General features: G+C 68.1%; 14 protein-coding genes and 1 pseudogene. 8 read left to right on the forward strand and 7 right to left on the reverse strand.

Annotated features, from left to right (window positions below; translation table 11 throughout):
* Together JMF86_RS16575 and JMF86_RS16580 are read right to left on the reverse strand one after the other, a co-directional pair.
* Positions 1-338 (reverse strand): DUF3999 family protein (locus tag JMF86_RS16575; RefSeq protein ID WP_201317079.1); only part of this gene is annotated, 338 nt, incomplete at its 3' end.
* Positions 335-3,709, reverse strand: a complete 3,375-nt coding sequence (locus JMF86_RS16580) for a DUF2339 domain-containing protein (protein ID WP_011694836.1) — start codon at positions 3,707-3,709, stop codon at positions 335-337. The genes JMF86_RS16580 and JMF86_RS16575, both read right to left, overlap by 4 nt.
* 376 nt (positions 3,710-4,085) lie before the next feature.
* Between JMF86_RS16580 and JMF86_RS16585 the strand changes: the two are divergent.
* The 5 genes and pseudogenes from JMF86_RS16585 to JMF86_RS16605 all read left to right on the forward strand — a co-directional run.
* A pseudogene (locus tag JMF86_RS16585) lies at positions 4,086-5,485 on the forward strand (glycine betaine/L-proline ABC transporter ATP-binding protein); the annotation flags it as partial.
* A complete protein-coding gene (gene choW, locus JMF86_RS16590) occupies positions 5,478-6,374 on the forward strand; it encodes a choline ABC transporter permease subunit (protein WP_011547015.1) in 897 nt (298 codons plus the stop codon). The pseudogene JMF86_RS16585 and the gene choW, both read left to right, overlap by 8 nt.
* 105 nt (positions 6,375-6,479) lie before the next feature.
* Positions 6,480-7,478 carry a GlxA family transcriptional regulator gene (locus JMF86_RS16595; RefSeq protein ID WP_027808672.1) on the forward strand — a complete coding sequence of 333 codons (999 nt, stop codon included), beginning with the start codon at positions 6,480-6,482 and terminating at the stop codon, positions 7,476-7,478.
* 104 nt (positions 7,479-7,582) lie between these two features.
* The gene (locus JMF86_RS16600; protein WP_006480573.1) at positions 7,583-8,530 is read left to right on the forward strand and encodes a choline ABC transporter substrate-binding protein; all 948 of its coding nucleotides are present in this window, start codon (positions 7,583-7,585) and stop codon (positions 8,528-8,530) included.
* A gap of 294 nt (positions 8,531-8,824) precedes the next feature.
* Positions 8,825-9,451, forward strand: a complete 627-nt coding sequence (locus JMF86_RS16605; protein ID WP_011547018.1) for a trimeric intracellular cation channel family protein — start codon at positions 8,825-8,827, stop codon at positions 9,449-9,451.
* A gap of 9 nt (positions 9,452-9,460) precedes the next feature.
* On the opposite strand, the gene JMF86_RS16610 is transcribed toward JMF86_RS16605, so the two are convergent.
* Entirely contained in the window at positions 9,461-9,886 is a 426-nt protein-coding gene (locus JMF86_RS16610) for a PACE efflux transporter (protein ID WP_011547019.1), read from the reverse strand.
* A 146-nt stretch (positions 9,887-10,032) separates the two neighbouring features.
* On the opposite strand from JMF86_RS16610, the gene JMF86_RS16615 reads away from it, so the two are divergent.
* Entirely contained in the window at positions 10,033-10,956 is a 924-nt protein-coding gene (locus JMF86_RS16615) for a LysR substrate-binding domain-containing protein (RefSeq protein ID WP_011547020.1), read from the forward strand.
* A gap of 81 nt (positions 10,957-11,037) precedes the next feature.
* Here JMF86_RS16615 and JMF86_RS16620 read toward each other — a convergent pair whose 3' ends face one another.
* The 3 genes from JMF86_RS16620 to JMF86_RS16630 form a co-directional block, all read right to left on the reverse strand.
* Entirely contained in the window at positions 11,038-12,186 is a 1,149-nt protein-coding gene (locus JMF86_RS16620; protein ID WP_041489355.1) for a hypothetical protein, read from the reverse strand.
* A gap of 75 nt (positions 12,187-12,261) precedes the next feature.
* Complete coding sequence (locus tag JMF86_RS16625) at positions 12,262-12,531, reverse strand: MoaD/ThiS family protein (RefSeq protein WP_077177923.1); 270 nt, start codon at positions 12,529-12,531, stop codon at positions 12,262-12,264.
* Between the two features lie 129 nt (positions 12,532-12,660).
* Positions 12,661-13,350, reverse strand: a complete 690-nt coding sequence (locus JMF86_RS16630; protein ID WP_011547023.1) for an aspartyl/asparaginyl beta-hydroxylase domain-containing protein — start codon at positions 13,348-13,350, stop codon at positions 12,661-12,663.
* Between the two features lie 218 nt (positions 13,351-13,568).
* Between JMF86_RS16630 and JMF86_RS16635 the strand changes: the two genes are divergently transcribed.
* Both JMF86_RS16635 and JMF86_RS16640 read left to right on the forward strand, forming a co-directional pair.
* Entirely contained in the window at positions 13,569-13,913 is a 345-nt protein-coding gene (locus JMF86_RS16635) for a DUF4148 domain-containing protein (protein WP_041489464.1), read from the forward strand.
* A gap of 71 nt (positions 13,914-13,984) precedes the next feature.
* Positions 13,985-14,260 (forward strand): DUF4148 domain-containing protein, encoded by a 276-nt coding sequence (locus JMF86_RS16640; protein WP_011694835.1) that lies wholly within the window; start codon positions 13,985-13,987, stop codon positions 14,258-14,260.
* A gap of 231 nt (positions 14,261-14,491) precedes the next feature.
* Here JMF86_RS16640 and denD read toward each other — a convergent pair whose 3' ends face one another.
* Complete coding sequence (gene denD, locus JMF86_RS16645; RefSeq protein WP_011694834.1) at positions 14,492-15,463, reverse strand: D-erythronate dehydrogenase; 972 nt, start codon at positions 15,461-15,463, stop codon at positions 14,492-14,494.
* Between the last annotated feature and the right edge of the window lie 15 nt (positions 15,464-15,478).

Consider the following 15,478-nt stretch of genomic DNA (forward strand, 5'->3'; position numbering starts at 1 on the left):
ACGCCGAGCGGCGCGTTGCCGTGCTCGGCGCGCGCGGGCGGCAGCGGGAACCAGTGCACCGGCGTGCGGGACGGCGGCACGGCGGGCGCGGCCGCGGCGGGTGCGTCGAGCGAGTACGGCACCGGCTCGCCCGCGCCGTTGAAGATACGCACGTCGCCGAGATCGTCGCGCCGGCTCGCCGCATACACGGGCTGCGGCACGGTGAGCTGGTAATACGCGGCGCTGCCGTCGAGGTCGAGCGCGAAGCGCTGCGTGACGCGGCCGGCGTTCGGCGCGCCGTCGGCGGCCGCGAACGACGCGAGCAGGCTCAGACCGAGCAGGGCGGCGAGTCGTTTCATGGCCGGCCGTCCTGTTGCGCGGCTGCCTTCGGCGGCAGCGGCGAGAAATAGCCGATCAACAGCAGCAGTACGCCGATGCCGATGAACGATACGATCCGCTCGATGCCGGTGACGTGCGACAGGTCGAACAGGAACAGCTTGACGACCGTCAGCGCGAGCAGCGCGGCGCCGACGAACCACAGTGGCCGCAGCCCGCGGCGCGTGGCCCAGATCGTGATTGCGAGCGCACAGACTGTCCAGTACACGGACACCGATGCCTGCACGAGCGTCGATTCGGCCATCGCGCCGAATTCGTACGGCACGCCGGCCCAGTGATGCAGCGTGCGCAGCAGGATCGCGTTCAGCCACAGGAACCCGGTCGCGCCGGCCGCACCCAGCAGCTCGACACGATGTGTGCCGAAGGTCCAGCCGAGTTTGCGCGCGCGCACGAACCACGAAGCGGCGAGCGCATAGACGACCGCGAGCACGAGATCGAGCGGGTTGAACAGCGGCACGCGCGCCCAGCTTCCGCCGTCCTGCGTGAAGTTCGCGTAGAAGGTCCACGCCCACATCACGACGATCAGCGGCAGCGACGCGAATGCGCATAGGCGCGCGATGCCGTCGCGGCGCGTGAGCCACATCCCGGCGAACGCGAACAGGCTCCACCCGACCATGAACACTTGCTGGATACCGAACGACGACAGCACGGTGTCGATGTCGTAGCCCAGGTGGAAGCGCTGATGCAGCGTGCGCAGCAGCAGCGCGTTGAACCACAGGAACACGGTCGCGATCGCCAGATAGTCGACGACGCGTGGATGCCACGCGACGCCGAGCGTCTTCAGGCGACGCAGCCACACGGCGAACGCGACGAACACGAGACCTTGCGCGACGTCGAGCGGATTGAGCAGCGGCAGCCAGAAGAGCGGAGAGGCGTCGCCGTCGCTTGCCGTGCTGGCGAGGCTCCACAGCCACAGCAGCGCGGCGAGCGGCGCGGCCCCCCACACCTGGTAGGCGCGCGGGAACGCCGCGACGGGCCAGCGCAGGCGCGAGCCGGGGCCCGACACGAGCAGGAGCAGCGCGCCGAAGCCATACGCCCATGCGCTCCAGCTCCAGGCGCCTTCCGGGACGAACGCGCGCAGGCGCCAGAAACCTTCGAGCGACAGCAGCCCGCACAGGGTCCAGAACGCCAGCGTATGCAGCGGCGCGAGGATGCCTGCTGCAACGGAATGCGCCGCACCGTTCACGGCAGCGGCGCCGGTCGTGCCGCGCGACTGGCGCCACAGCAGTGCAAACCCGGCGCCGACGGCCACCGGCCATGCGAACGCGCCCATGCCCGACAGCGGCGCTTCGTGCGCATCGAACGCGCGCAGTGCGAGCAGCGCCAGCACCGGCGTGAGCGCGAGCGCGGGCCATTCGGCGAGCGGCCACGCGAGCCGGCGGCGCACGACGTGCGCGAGCCACGCGGTGCCGGCCGCGAACAGCGCGGTCGTATCCATGACGAAGCGGTCGGCATGCAGGTCGACGTGACGGCTCGCGTGGACGAGGATCTCGTGCAGCCCGCCGCTGACCCACCACAGCAGCCCCCACGCGGCGGCCGCGACGCCGATCTCGGGCATCCACGCGTGCCATGCGCGCGCTTCGCCGCGCCCGTGCAGCCACCAGCCGGTGAACAGGCCGGCGAGCGCGATCAGCAGCATCGCGATATACGGGCTGTTGAGCACGGGCAGCGCGGTCGCGTCGGCCGGGCTCAGCAGGCTCGTGAAGAACGCACCGGCCGCGGCGACCTGCATCAGCAGCCCGAAGCCGAACGCGAGCAGGCGCTTCTGGCGCACGCCGAGCCACACGACGGCCGCGCCTTCGATGGCCCACGCGGCGCTGGTCGTCGGCCCCGAGAACGCGAGCGGCACCGCGAGCGTCGCGAAGATCACCGCGAGCGCGAGCATCGATTCGAACAGCAGCCCGAGGCGATCGCGGCGCCGCGCGAGCCATGCGGCGACCGCGACGTAGAACGCCGACAGCGCGACCGCGCTCCACGCGAGCCCGAACGGCATGCCTTTCACGAGCGACGCCTGCAGCGCGGTCGCGACGATCGGCGTGCCGAACACGAGCGTGCCGTCCACGTAGTGTCGCAGCGCGAGTTCGCGCTTCACCGCATACAGCAGCGCGATGCCGACATACATCAGGAAGAACAGGATGAGGAACGGCTCGGTGCTCGCGAACAGCGCGGGGCGATAGGCCGTCACGCCCCACGCGGAGCCGATCGTGAACGTGAACACGAAGCCGAGCAGGTTCAGCGGGCGCCACGCCTTGAACCACGCGATCGCGAAGATGCCCGCGTTCAGCAGTGCGTAGTAGCTGAACAGCGCGACGTGGTTGCCCTGTCCGGTCGACAGCAGGATCGGTGCGAGGAAGCCGCCCGCGCTGCCCATGAACGCGAGCGGCAGCGCGTTCTGCCGCACCGCGAGGAACGCGCTCAGCGCGCAGACCGCGACCATCAGCGGGAACGCGGCGCCGACGGGCAGCAGCGCATACAGCTTGGTCGCGGCGAAGATCGTCAGGTACAGGATGCCGACGCCGCCGCCTTGCAGCACGAGGCCGTATGCGGCGCGGCGCGCCCGCACGCGCCAGCCGATCGCGAGCAGCGCGGCCGCGGCGAGCGCCGTGCCCGCGAGGCGGAATTCGATCGGCAGCATGTCGTTGTCGGCCGCGTACTTGAGCAGGAACGCGACGCCGAAGAACAGCACGATGATCCCGACACGCACGACCGTGTTGCCGCCGAGCAGCCAGTCGCGCGCGGCGCCGAATGCGCGTTCGACGAAGCCGGGTTCGCGCGGCGCGGGTGGTGCGGGCGGGGCAGGGCGGGTCGAGGTGGCGGGTGCGCTGGCGGTGGTATTGGCGTGAGCGGACGCAGTGGCGGTGCGTGCAGCGGTTGCCGGTGCCGCGGCAGGGGCCGGCGTCGAAATGGATGCCGGTGTGTCGGCCCGTGCGGCGACAGGTTGTGGCGTGGGCGTGGTCGGAACGTGGGCTGGCAGCGGCACGGCGGAGGCACCGGCCGAAGCCGTTTGCGCGATGTCGCCGGAGGTTGCCGCGCCGGCCTTCGCGCCTGCCAGTTGGGCGCGCAGCGCGTCGAGTTCGCGTGTGAGCGTGTCGACGGTTGCCTCGAGGCGCGCGACGCGCTCGGCGAGCGGTAATGGGGTGGGAGGCGGCGTCGCGGAGATCGCGAACGCGTCGGCCGCGGCTCGCTGGTTTTGCTGCTTGCGTTGGCGCAGCGCGTGCCCGATGCAGAATCCGACGGCGGCCCCGAGCAGCGAGCCGCTCCCGGCCGAGAAATCCCCGATCAACGCGGCGATGCCGCCCACGATGAAACCGATTACGGCGAATGCCCAGTTCAACGCCTTGCTCCCTCTCACTGTCGTTATCGTCCTTCGATCGCGGATCGCACCGGATCGAGGTGGTTTCAGCACGGCCGGCAGGCGAACCGGCATGTGCGCGTCGTGCGGTTGAGCCTGTGTGTGAAGGGCTCGCGGCAACGTCGCGATCGGCGTGTTTGCGGCGAATGTATCACAGCGTCCGTGCGCCGATTCCCGGGTTTGACGCGGTATCGCGGCGTGCGCCGTCCGGTGTCGCCATCCGGTTTTTTGCACGGTCATGCTTTTTATTGGCGAATGCGGCGCGCGCTTTCGTCTGAATAGATCGGCGCCGGAACGGACGTGAACTTGTCGTAAAGCGACGCGTGCCGGAGGCGGCCTGGCGCAAAACCTCATGTGCCGTTTGGCGCGTTGCTGCGCACAAGTCCGCCGGGTGATGCCCGTCGTTGCTGGCGGTGCGCGTATTGCGCCGCCGCAATCGGCTGCGCGGCCCGCCCGGCGGGGCTGCCGGCCGTGTCGTATTTGCGCAAGCGTTTGTCGTAATTCGTCGGCAGGCCGGGGTTTTTTCTGGCAACTATGTAGGCACGCTATGACAAGCGCGAGTCCCCGCTACACGAGGAGAAGGTTTCGATGGATGCCCCCAAGGTTGTGGTCGAAGGTCTGTGCAAGGTGTTTGGAAGCAATCCGCAGCAGGCGCTCGACATGCTCGCCGCCGGCGCGACGAAGGACGATGTGCTCAAGCGCACCGGCCAGGTCGTCGGCGTGCACAACGTCTCCTTCGATGTGCAGGAAGGCGAAATTTTCGTGCTGATGGGCCTGTCCGGCTCCGGCAAGTCCACGCTGATCCGCCTTGTGAACCGGCTGGTCGATCCGAGCGCCGGCAAGGTGCTGATCGACGGGCTCGACGTCGCGTCGGCGCGCCGCTCGGCGCTGACCGCGCTGCGCCGCAAGGACATGAGCATGGTGTTCCAGTCGTTCGCGCTGATGCCGCATCGCACCGTCGTGTCGAATGCCGCGTTCGGGCTCGAAGTCGGCGGCATGGGCAAGAAGGAGCGCGAGCGCCGTGCGATGGAAGTGCTCGAGCAAGTCGGCCTCGCGCCGTTCTCGCACAAGCTGCCGTCCGAGCTGTCGGGCGGCATGCAGCAGCGCGTCGGCCTCGCTCGCGCGCTGGCCGTGAATCCGTCGCTGATGATCATGGACGAGGCGTTCTCCGCGCTCGATCCGCTCAAGCGCCGCGAAATGCAGGACGTGCTGCTGCAACTGCAGAAGGAGCAGCGCCGCACGATCATGTTCGTGTCGCATGATCTCGAGGAAGCGCTGCGCATCGGCAACCGCATCGCGATCATGGAGGGCGGCCGCCTCGTGCAGGTCGGCACGCCGCAGGACATCATCGCGAACCCGGCCGACGATTACGTGCGCGCGTTCTTCGACGGCATCGACACCAGCCGCTACCTCACCGCCGGCGACCTGATGCAGACGGGCGCCGTGCCGCTCGTGTCGAAGTGCGATGCCGCGAACGTCGCGGCTTCGCTGAACGGCAGCGCCGAATACGCGTTCGTGCTCGACGCCGCACGCAAGATTCGCGGCTTCGTCACGCGCGAGGCGCTCGGCCAGGACACGCCGTCCGTGCGGCCGATCGAAAGCATCCGGCGCGATGCGTCGCTCGAACATGTCGTCGCGCGCGTGGTCGCGAGCCCGAATGCACTGCCCGTCGTCGACGACGACGGCTGCTACTGCGGCTCGGTCGATCGTGCGCTCATCCTGAAGGCCATCACGCGTTCGCGAGGCTCCCATGTCTGAAATGATTCCGCTCGGTACCTGGGTCGACCAGTCCGTTCACTACCTGCTCGACCACGACGCGAAGACGTTCGACGCGATCGGTCAAGCGATCGAAGGGCTCGCGGCATTCGTCGAGCATGGCCTGCAGGCGATCCCGATGTGGCTGATGATGGCGATCTTCATCGGCGTCGGGCTGTGGCGGGTGGGCTGGCGCTTCGCGCTGTTCACCACGCTGTCGCTGCTGCTGATCTTCGCGACGGGCTTCTGGGATCAGACGGTCATCACGCTCGGCCTCACGCTGTCGTCGACGATCATCAGCCTCGTGCTCGGCATCCCGCTCGGCATCTGGGCCGCGAAGAGCAAGTGGGTCGCCGCGATCGTGCGCCCGATCCTCGACCTGATGCAGACGATGCCCGCGTTCGTCTACCTGATTCCGGCCGCGATGCTGTTCGGTCTCGGCCGCGTGCCGGGGATCCTGTCGACGGTGATCTTCGCGATGCCGCCCGCGGTGCGTCTCACGAGCCTCGGCATCCGTCACGTGAACCGCGAGATCGTCGAAGCCGGCCAGGCGTTCGGCTGCACGCCGTGGCAGTTGCTGTACAAGGTGCAGTTCCCGAACGCGCTGCCGTCGATCATGCAGGGCGTGAACCAGACGATCATGATGGCGCTGTCGATGGTGATCATCGCGTCGATGGTCGGCGCGGGCGGCCTCGGCAACGACGTGCTCGCGAGTATCCAGCGCCTCGACATCGGTCTCGGCTTCGAAAGCGGTCTGTCGGTCGTGCTGCTCGCGATCATTCTCGACCGCATCACCGAGAGCTTCGGCCGCGCGCCGGGCACCGCGAAGGCGCCGCTGTTCTCGGGCCTCAAGCAGCTGTTCCGCGTGAAGGCCGCGCCCGCGCAGGCCTGAGCCCAGGCGGCCGGACCCCGGCCGCTCACCCTGTATATGGATAACGACTTCCGCGGCTTCGGCCGCGGAGTTGGCCCCCTGCAACCTCCTCGCCAGGAGACCGATGTGACGTCCGCCGTCGCTGTCGCGCCCGCCGCCTGCGTTTCACCGGTTTCGTCCCTCGCCCATTTCGGCTTCCTGACGCTGCCGAACTTCTCGATGATCGCGTTCTCGAGCGCGGTCGAAGTGCTTCGGATGGCGAATTACGTCGGGCGGGCGGATCACTACAAGTGGTCGATCTACTCGCTCGACGGCGCGCCCGCGCATGCCAGCAACGGCATCGCCGTGCGGCCCACGCAGGCGCTCGACTACGACAACCTGCCCGACGTGATGATCGTGTGCGGCGGCATCCGCATCCGCGACGTGGTCGACGAGGGCGCGCGCGATACGCTCGCGGCGCTCGCCGAACGCGGTCTGCCGCTCGGCGGCATCTGCACGGGTGCCTATGCGCTGATGTCGAGCGGGCTGCTCGACGGCTATCGCTGCACCGTGCACTGGGAGAACCTGTCCGCGCTGCATTCCGAATTTCCGCGAGTGGGCTTCGCCGACGAGCTGTTCGTCGTCGATCGCGACCGGCTGACCTGCACGGGCGGCACCGCGCCGCTCGACCTGATGCTGAACCTCGTCGGCATGCGGTTCGGCCAGCAACTGGCCGCGCAGGTATCCGAGCAGTTCATCCTGGAGCGCATTCGCAGCTCGACCGATACGCAGCCGATTCCGGTCGATGCGCGGGTCGGCTTCTCGCGCGCGGAGCTGATCGAGGTCGTACGGCTGATGGAGGCGAACATCGAGGAGCCGCTGTCGCTCGAGGAGCTCGCGCGGCTCGTGCGGCTGTCGCAGCGGCATCTGCAGCGCATGTTCAAGGTGTACCTGAACGTATCGCCGACCCACTATTACCTGACGCTGCGCCTGAAACGCGCCCGCGACCTGCTGCGCACGACCGATGCATCGATCGCACGCGTGACGACGGTCTGCGGCTTTCATTCGCCGTGTCATTTCAGCAAGGCATACCGCGCGCAGTTCGGCCACGCGCCGAGCTACGAGCGGCGGCTGCCCGGGCGCTGAGCCGCGGCAATCCGTCGGTCCGCGACGTCGCCGGGATCGCGGCGCGCGGCTTCAATAAACGATCCCGCATTCAAGCAAACGACATCACTTTGAGGAGAAGCAAGATGAAGCGCCTATTGATCGCAGCGGTGTGCGGGATCGGGGTGACCGCGCCGATGTCGGCCGTTTATGCGGCCGATCCGCCCGTGTGCAAGAACGTGCGCTTCGCGGATGTCGGCTGGTCCGACATCGCGGCGACCACGGGCCTCGCGTCGACGATGCTGCAGGGGCTCGGCTACAACCCGACGAAGACGATCGCCTCGGTGCCGATCACGTTCGCGGGGATCAAGAGCAAGCAGATCGATGTGTTCCTCGGCTACTGGTCGCCGACGATGGACCCGATCATCCAGCCGTTCACGAAGGCCGGCACGATCAAGGTGCTCGCGACGCCGAACCTGACCGGCGCGAAATACACGCTCGCGGTGCCCGACTACGTGTACCAGGGCGGCCTGAAGTCGTTCGCGGACATCCAGAAGTACGCGGACAAGCTGAACGGCAAGATCTACGGGATCGAGCCGGGCAACGACGGCAATGCGCTGATCAAGAAGATGATCGACGGCAACCAGTTCGGCCTCGGCAAGTTCAAGCTGGTCGAGTCGAGCGAGGCCGGGATGCTGGTCGAAGTGAATCGCGCGGCCCGCGACAAGCAGTGGATCGTGTTCCTTGGGTGGGAACCGCATCCGATGAACGTGCAGATGAAGATCGACTACCTGACCGGCGGCGACGATGTGTTCGGCCCGAACTACGGCGAAGCGAAGGTGCTGACCGCAACCCCGCCCGATTACGCGCAACGCTGCCCGAACGTCGCGAAGTTCGTGTCGAACCTGCAGTTCACGACGTCGATCGAGAACCACGTGATGGTGCCGATCATGAACAAGCAGGACCCGAACAAGGCCGCCGCCGACTGGCTGAAGGCGAACCCGCAAGCGCTCGACAAGTGGCTGGCCGGCGTGACGACGCTCGACGGCAAGCCCGGCCTGCCGGCGGTGAAGGCGTACCTCGGCGTGCATTGAGCGTGACGTGTCGGGCTGGGCGGATGCGGCGCGAAGCCTGACGTGAATATTGAGCCGGCGTAAGCGGGGTGACCTGCTTGCGCCGGCTTTTTGCTGCCCGCTTCACGCTTGGCCCGACGGTCGCCGGACGATGCGCTAGACTGCTCGATCCCCGATCGAGGAGACGACGATGACCCGTAACCCGCTTGATGCATCCGGACGGCGACACGCAGCCGGCACGCGGCTGAACGACCCGTCGGCTTCGATCGGTGTACGCGGTAACCGGACGATGCTTCACATCGGCCATTCACTCGCATGAAGCGCATCGAGCAAGTCGTGCTTGCCGCCGATCTCGCGGGCACGGCGGTGTTCGCGATCGAGGGCGCCAATGCGGCGATCGGCGCCGGTCTCGACCTGTTCGGGGTGATGGTGCTGTCGCTCGTCGTCGCGCTCGGCGGCGGCGTGATTCGCGACCTGTTGATCGGCGCGCGCCCGCCGAGCGCCGTGAGCGACTGGCGTTATCCGGCGCTCGCGTTCGCCGCCGGGCTGTTCGCCTTCGTGTTTCATGCGCGGGTCGCGTCGTTCTCGCCGTCGCTGCTGACGACGCTCGATGCGGCCGGCCTCGCGCTGTTCGCGGTCGCGGGCGCGGTGAAGGCGCTCGAATTCCGCGTCCACCCGTTCATCGCGACGCTGATGGGCGCCGTGACCGGCTGCGGAGGCGGCGTGGTGCGCGATCTGCTGCTCGCGCGGATTCCCGTCGTGCTGGTCACGGACATCTACGCGAGCGCGGCACTGCTCGGTGCGGTCGTCGTCGTGTCGTGCCGGCGACTCGGCTGCCCGCCCGTTGTCGCGGCCGTGCTCGGCGGCGTCGCGTGCTTTGCGCTGCGGATCGCGGCGGTGAGGTTCGGCTGGCAGTTGCCAAAAATTGCCGCGGGGGCATAGGCGCCCGGCTCACGACTGCTTCGTTGCCGCCGGCACGTCGAACACGCGGTCGAACGCCCACTGGAACACGAACGCGTAGCAGAAGAAGAACGCGAACAGCCCGATATCGACGACGAACGCATCGAACCACGAGATGTCGAGCCACCCCGACACGACCGGCACGAGGATGAAGATCAGCCCGCCCTCGAATCCGGTGGCGTGCAGTATGCGCCGCCCGAGCGTACGCGCCGGCTGCCGGCGCGACGCTTCCCAGCGCTCGAACAGCGCGTTGAAGATCAGGTTCCACAGCATCGCGATCGCCGACATCGTCGCCGACAGCGCGCCTGAATAGACGAGATCCTGCTTGAAGATCGCCGCGATCACGGGCGAGATGCAGGAAATGGCGATCGCTTCGTAGAGCACCGCCTGCGTGATCCTGCGCGGTAGGCCTTGCACGGGTTCCTCCTGTTCGAGGGCAACCGCCGCGGCGCCATGCCGCGACGTCCCGCAAGGCTAGCCGCGTTGCGCACCTGCTTCAATTCACCTAATCTCACCCCGATTGAATCGAATTCAACCCGGCCGCGTCCGGCCCGCGAGGCTCCGTGTTCTCGAAAATTCCCCTGACCGCATTGCGTGTATTCGAAGCGTCGGCACGGCTCGGCACGTTCAAGGCCGCAGCCGATGAACTGTCCGTGACGCCGGCCGCCGTGTCGCACCAGATCAAGTCGCTCGAGAGCCGCGTCGGCGTGCTGCTGTTCGAGCGCGGCGCGGGCGGCGTGCGGCTGACGGAAGAAGGCGAGCGGCTGTTTCGCGCGAGTCACGATGCGTTGCTGGCGTTGAGTCGCGGGCTCGACGCGCTGCGTCCGGATGCGGCCGACGAGCGTGCGCTCGTGCTGACCACCACGCCCGCCTTTGCGGCGATGTGGCTGATTCCGCGTCTCGGCGCGTTTCGTCGCGTCGATCCGCATCTGCACATCAAGGTCGAAACGGGCAACGCGCTCGTCGATCTCGAACGGGATGCACGGATCGATCTCGCGATTCGCGCGACGTCGCGAAAGTTTCCCGCGCTGCACGAGATTGCGTTGATCGACGAATATTTCGGTGCGTATGCGGCCGCCGGGTTCGACGCGCATCGCACCGACGAGCCGCTCGACCTGATCGAGACCGTGTGGGATACGCCGCTGCCCGTGTCGGTCGACTGGGCGTCGTGGTGCCGCGCGGCGGGCCGGGAAGCGTGGCTCGAACGCGCGGTGTTTCGCCATTACGACGACGAGCATTACGCGTTGCAGGCCGTGCTGCACGGGCAGGGTATCGCACTGCTCAGCTCCGTGCTGGCCGCCGAGCATGTCGAGCGCGGCGCGTTGGTGCCGATTGAGCCCGCGGTGCGGCTCGCCGGTGCGCGCTTCGTCGCGCTGTGCCGGCCGGGGCGGGAGCGCGAGCCGCAGGTCAGGCGGTTTCTCGACTGGCTCGAAGCGGAAATCGCACGGACGCGTGCGTCGGTCGGGCGGATAGCGCCGGCTGCGTGAAGCGCCGGTCGGTTACGCCGGCGCGCGAATTCCGTTCGGCAACGTGCGGATGGTTGCGTTTCGTTTGGTGTCCGCGCGTGATTAACCGAAGCGCACGCAATACACCGGCGGCAAATGCGCCGATACCTGTTGCCAGTGCTCGCCGCCATCGGCGGACGTCCATAACCCGCCGGTCGTCGACGCCATCGCGAGGCGCGTGCCGGAATCGTCCACCGCGAGCCCGTGCCGGTACACGAGGTCGTACGCGGGCGCGGCCGGCAACCCGTTCGACAGGCTCTCGAAACTGCGGCCGCCGTCGCGCGTGCGCGTGACGACGAACCGGCCGTTTACCGGAATCCGGCACGCGTCCTTCACGGCCGGCACGAACCACGCGGTATCCGGTTCGTGCGGATGCACGGCCACCGCGAAACCGAAGCTCGACGGCTCGGCTTCGATGCGCCGCCAGTGTTCGCCGCTATCCGTCGAGCGGAAGATCGCGCAGTGATGCTGCATCCATAGCACGTCCGGGTTGGCCGCGCACTGCACGACGCGGTGCGGGTCCTGCATGTTCGGCTCGCCGCGCCGCTCGGGCGGCATGTAGTCGGCCTCCATGCCTTCCGCGGTCACGCGCCACGTCGCGCCGCCGTCCGCGGTCTGCCAGACGCCGCCGCACGAGATGCCGACGGTGACGTGCCGGCTGTCGCGCGGATCGACCATCACCGAATGGATGCCCGGCGCGTCGTACCCGCCGCCGCCCCATTCGGCGCGTTCGGGGCGATTCCACAGCGCGCGGTTGAGTACCCACGAATCGCCGTGATCGTCGGAGCGGAACAGGCCGCCGGGAATCGTGCCGGCCCACAGCACGCCCGGTTCGTCCGCGCCGCCGGTTTCGAGCGACCAGATTTGCTGAAGGGTCCACGGCGGCTGCGGCGATCCGGTAGGCGCGTCGGCGGTGTCGACGCTGCCTGCGTGCGTGTCGGCGCGGGCGGGCGACGCGTCGGCGGGCTGGGGCGGATAAACCGGGACTGCGCATTCCTCCCAGTCGGTGGCGCCGGCTCGCAGGCGATGCAGTTTCACGCCGAAATGGCCGAGATTGAGTGCCGCATACAGCGTGCGGTCGCGCGGGTCGGCGAGCGCCATGCTGACTGGTTCGCCGATGAAATGCGGTTCGCCGGGCGTCCAGCCGCCATGACCGTCGGGTTGCAGGACGAACAGGCCCTTGCGGGTGGCGACGAGCAGTCGATCGTTCATGTTGCGATGTCTCCGGATGGTCCGCCTTGGTGAGACGGCACTTGGTATGGGGATGTGCTCGGGCATCCGGTCCCTTTATCCGCCGGTCAGCGCCTGTACGACATACACGCGGCTGGTGGCCCCGAGCGCATCGGACAGGCGCTGCCGGTCGCGGATCGGCTGGCCGTCGATGAACACCGACAGGTGCTTTCGCAGCGCACCCTGGTCGTCGACGATGTAGCCGCGCAGCCGCGGCTGCTCGTTGAAAATGGTGTCGAATGCCTCGCCGACCGTATGCGCGTCGACGTCGCGCTCGGGCGTTTCGACATGCCGCTGGATCGACGCGGCGAAGAAGAGATGCGCCATGGCGGTAGCTGGCAGGAGCCGCACGAAGGGACGGCTTGTAGTGTAGGCGATCCGGCGGGTGTCGAAAGGCGGAACGGAGCGGCCGCAAGCGATGGCGTTTGCCATGGCGTCTGCGCGGGCTGGCGGCGGCTAAACCGGAATCGACCGCCCCCTGATCCGGATGCCGAGCCGCACGACCCCGATCACCGCATTCGACAGCCACATCAGCCAGCGCGGCATTCCGCGCCGACGGATATCGAGCAGCAGCACGATCCGCACGGCATCGCTGTCGTTCCACACCTCGTGCGTGAACGTGTCGTCCCACAGCAGGAAGCGGCCTTCGTCGAGCCGGTATTCGTGTCCGTCGACCTTCAGCACGGCGGCCGGCGTGCCGTCGGCGCGCTTCGGCATCGACAGCACGAGATAACCGCGCAGGATGCCGCGAAACGGCCCGCGATGCGGCGGGATGTGCTTGCCGGGCGCGAGGAACGACAGCGACGCGGACAGCACGTCCGGCGACGCCGCGACGAGCGACGCGACGGTCGGGCAGCGCGACAGATTGCGCGGAAACGGCTGGCCGTACGCCTGCATGATGAACATGCGCCAGTCGCGTGCATCGTTGGCCGAGATGTCGTACTGCTCGCGCATGATTTCGTGAAAGCGCGGGATGCGCGGCATGTCGCGTGCTACCTCCAGCGCCTCCGCGCGGATCGCCGGCCACGCGCGCACGAAACGCTCGGCATCCGGGAATGCGGACGCGTCGAGCACCGCACCGCTGTCGATATGGCGGTCGTACAGCGTGCGCAGCAGGGCGGCTGCATGGTCGTAAGCGGCGGACATGTCGATCGATGGGCGGCCCGGATGAAGTGGGGGTCAGTCTGCCCGAAGCACGGCGGGCATTGCGTTACGTCAGGTTACGCCGGCTGACGAATGAATGACAGTTCGATGAACGTTCGGCAGGCGCGCATGGAAAGGCGGGAATAAACCCGGCCCCTCCGTCGTCATACGGGTGTAGCACGTCGTCTCGTTGACTGATGAAGCTGATGAAGGAGTGGAACATGAACACGCACTGGCTGGTAGCCGCCACGGTGGCGGCGATGTCTCTCGCAGGTGTCGCGACGCAAGCGTCGGCACAGGCGCTCACGCGCGAACAGGTCCGGCAGGAACTGATCGATGCACAAAACAACGGGCTGCGCTTCGTGACCGATACGTCGTATCCGGACGTGAGCCCGCTGTTCCAGCAGCCGGCCGAGCGGATGCCGCAGCGGCAGGCCAGCACGGCGGTCGGCAGCGATCCGGCCGTGTCGTCCGACGCGGGCAAGCCGGCGGCGATGTCGCCGCGTCGAGGCGCCGCCGCATGCGTCGGCCCCGCGAGCTTCTGCACGGTCTATTTCGGAAGCTGAGCCGCGGGCCTGCATTCTCAGGTCACGCAAATCCCGTGGTTGATCGATACGTCACATTGAAGGAGTTCATGATGAAAACATATATCGCACTACTGACGATGATCGCTGCGATCGTCGGTCAGTCGGCATTCGCACAATCGGCCGCACCGTTGACGCGTGCGCAGGTTCGCGACGAACTGATTCGCCTCGAAGCGGCCGGGTACGACCCGGCGAAGGGCGACGACGGCGAGTATCCGGCCGATATCCAGGCCGCGGAAGCGAAGCTCGCCGAGCAGGATGGCGCGCGGATGGCGGCGTCGGCGACGCGGGCGGCCGAGCCCGGCATGCCGGCGCAGGTCGGCAACTAGGCGCCGTTATGTACCCGTGTTGCGCGCGACCGTCGGCATCGCGGCACAGCGAGGCACGTGCGCGGCGTGTCGCGCGGAGACGAATCGTGTGGAGCGGTGGTGCGGTGTTGTCCCGGCGTCGATGTGTACTTCAGGCAGGCGGCCGGGACGCAACGCGCGTCGCTCGATGTCGGGGAATCGGCCAGGCCACGTTCGGCCGGGCTGCACCGATGCGGCCCGACCCCGCGCAACTCAGCGCTGTTCGTCCGCGATATGGCTGCGGATCACGTCCACGAACGACGTGTCGCCCTTCAGCCCGAGCGCTTCCGCACGCGACGTATCCCAGCGGCCGGGCCAACTGCCGACGATCTTCTCGACGCGTTCGTCGGGCGCATGACGGATCAGCTTCACGACCTCGTCGCCCGCGACTTCGCGCAGCGCCGCGATCATCTCGTCGACCGATACCGACAGCCCCGGCAGGTTGATCACGCGCTTGTTGCCGAGCTTTGCGCCGTTGATCTCGCACCCGGCGACGAGCGCGTCGATCGCGCCGCGCGGCGACAGCAGCCACAGCCGCGTCGAGCCGGGCACCGGGCACACGCTTTCCTCGCCGTTCAGCGGCTCGCGGATGATGCCGCTCGCGAACGACGACGCGGCCGCGTTCGGGCGGCCGGGCCGTACGCTGATGGTCGGCAGCCGCAGCACGCGGCCGTCGACGAAGCCGCGCCGCGCGTAGTCGCACAGCAGCAGTTCGGCGATCGCCTTCTCGGCGCCGTACGACGATTGCGGGTTGAGCGCGGTGTCGTCCTGCACGACGTCGGGCAGCGCGCCGCCGTACACCGCGACGGAGCTCGTGAACACGACGCGCGGCTGGTGGCCGCGGGCGCGGCACACTTCGAGCAGGGTGCGCGATGCATCGAGGTTGATCCGCATGCCGAGATCGAAATCGGCTTCGGCCTGCCCGCTGACGATCGCCGCGAGGTGGAAGATCGCGCCCGTCTGCGTGTCGATCGCGCTGTCGAGCACCGCGCGATCGGCGATGTCGCCGACGATCGACGTCACGCGCGCATCGCCGAAATCGCTGCCCTTGACGACGTCGAGCAGCACCAGCTCGTCGATCTTCTCGATACGGCCGTCCGGGCCGGTCAGTTCGCCGCGCTCGAGCAGCTTGCGCGCGAGACGCTGGCCGAGAAAGCCGGCGCCGCCGGTGATCAGTACTTTCATGTTGTTGACCCTCTG

It is taken from the genome of Burkholderia sp. E168m15, assembly GCF_016586105.1.
In the GTDB taxonomy this organism is placed as follows: domain Bacteria; phylum Pseudomonadota; class Gammaproteobacteria; order Burkholderiales; family Burkholderiaceae; genus Burkholderia; species Burkholderia orbicola.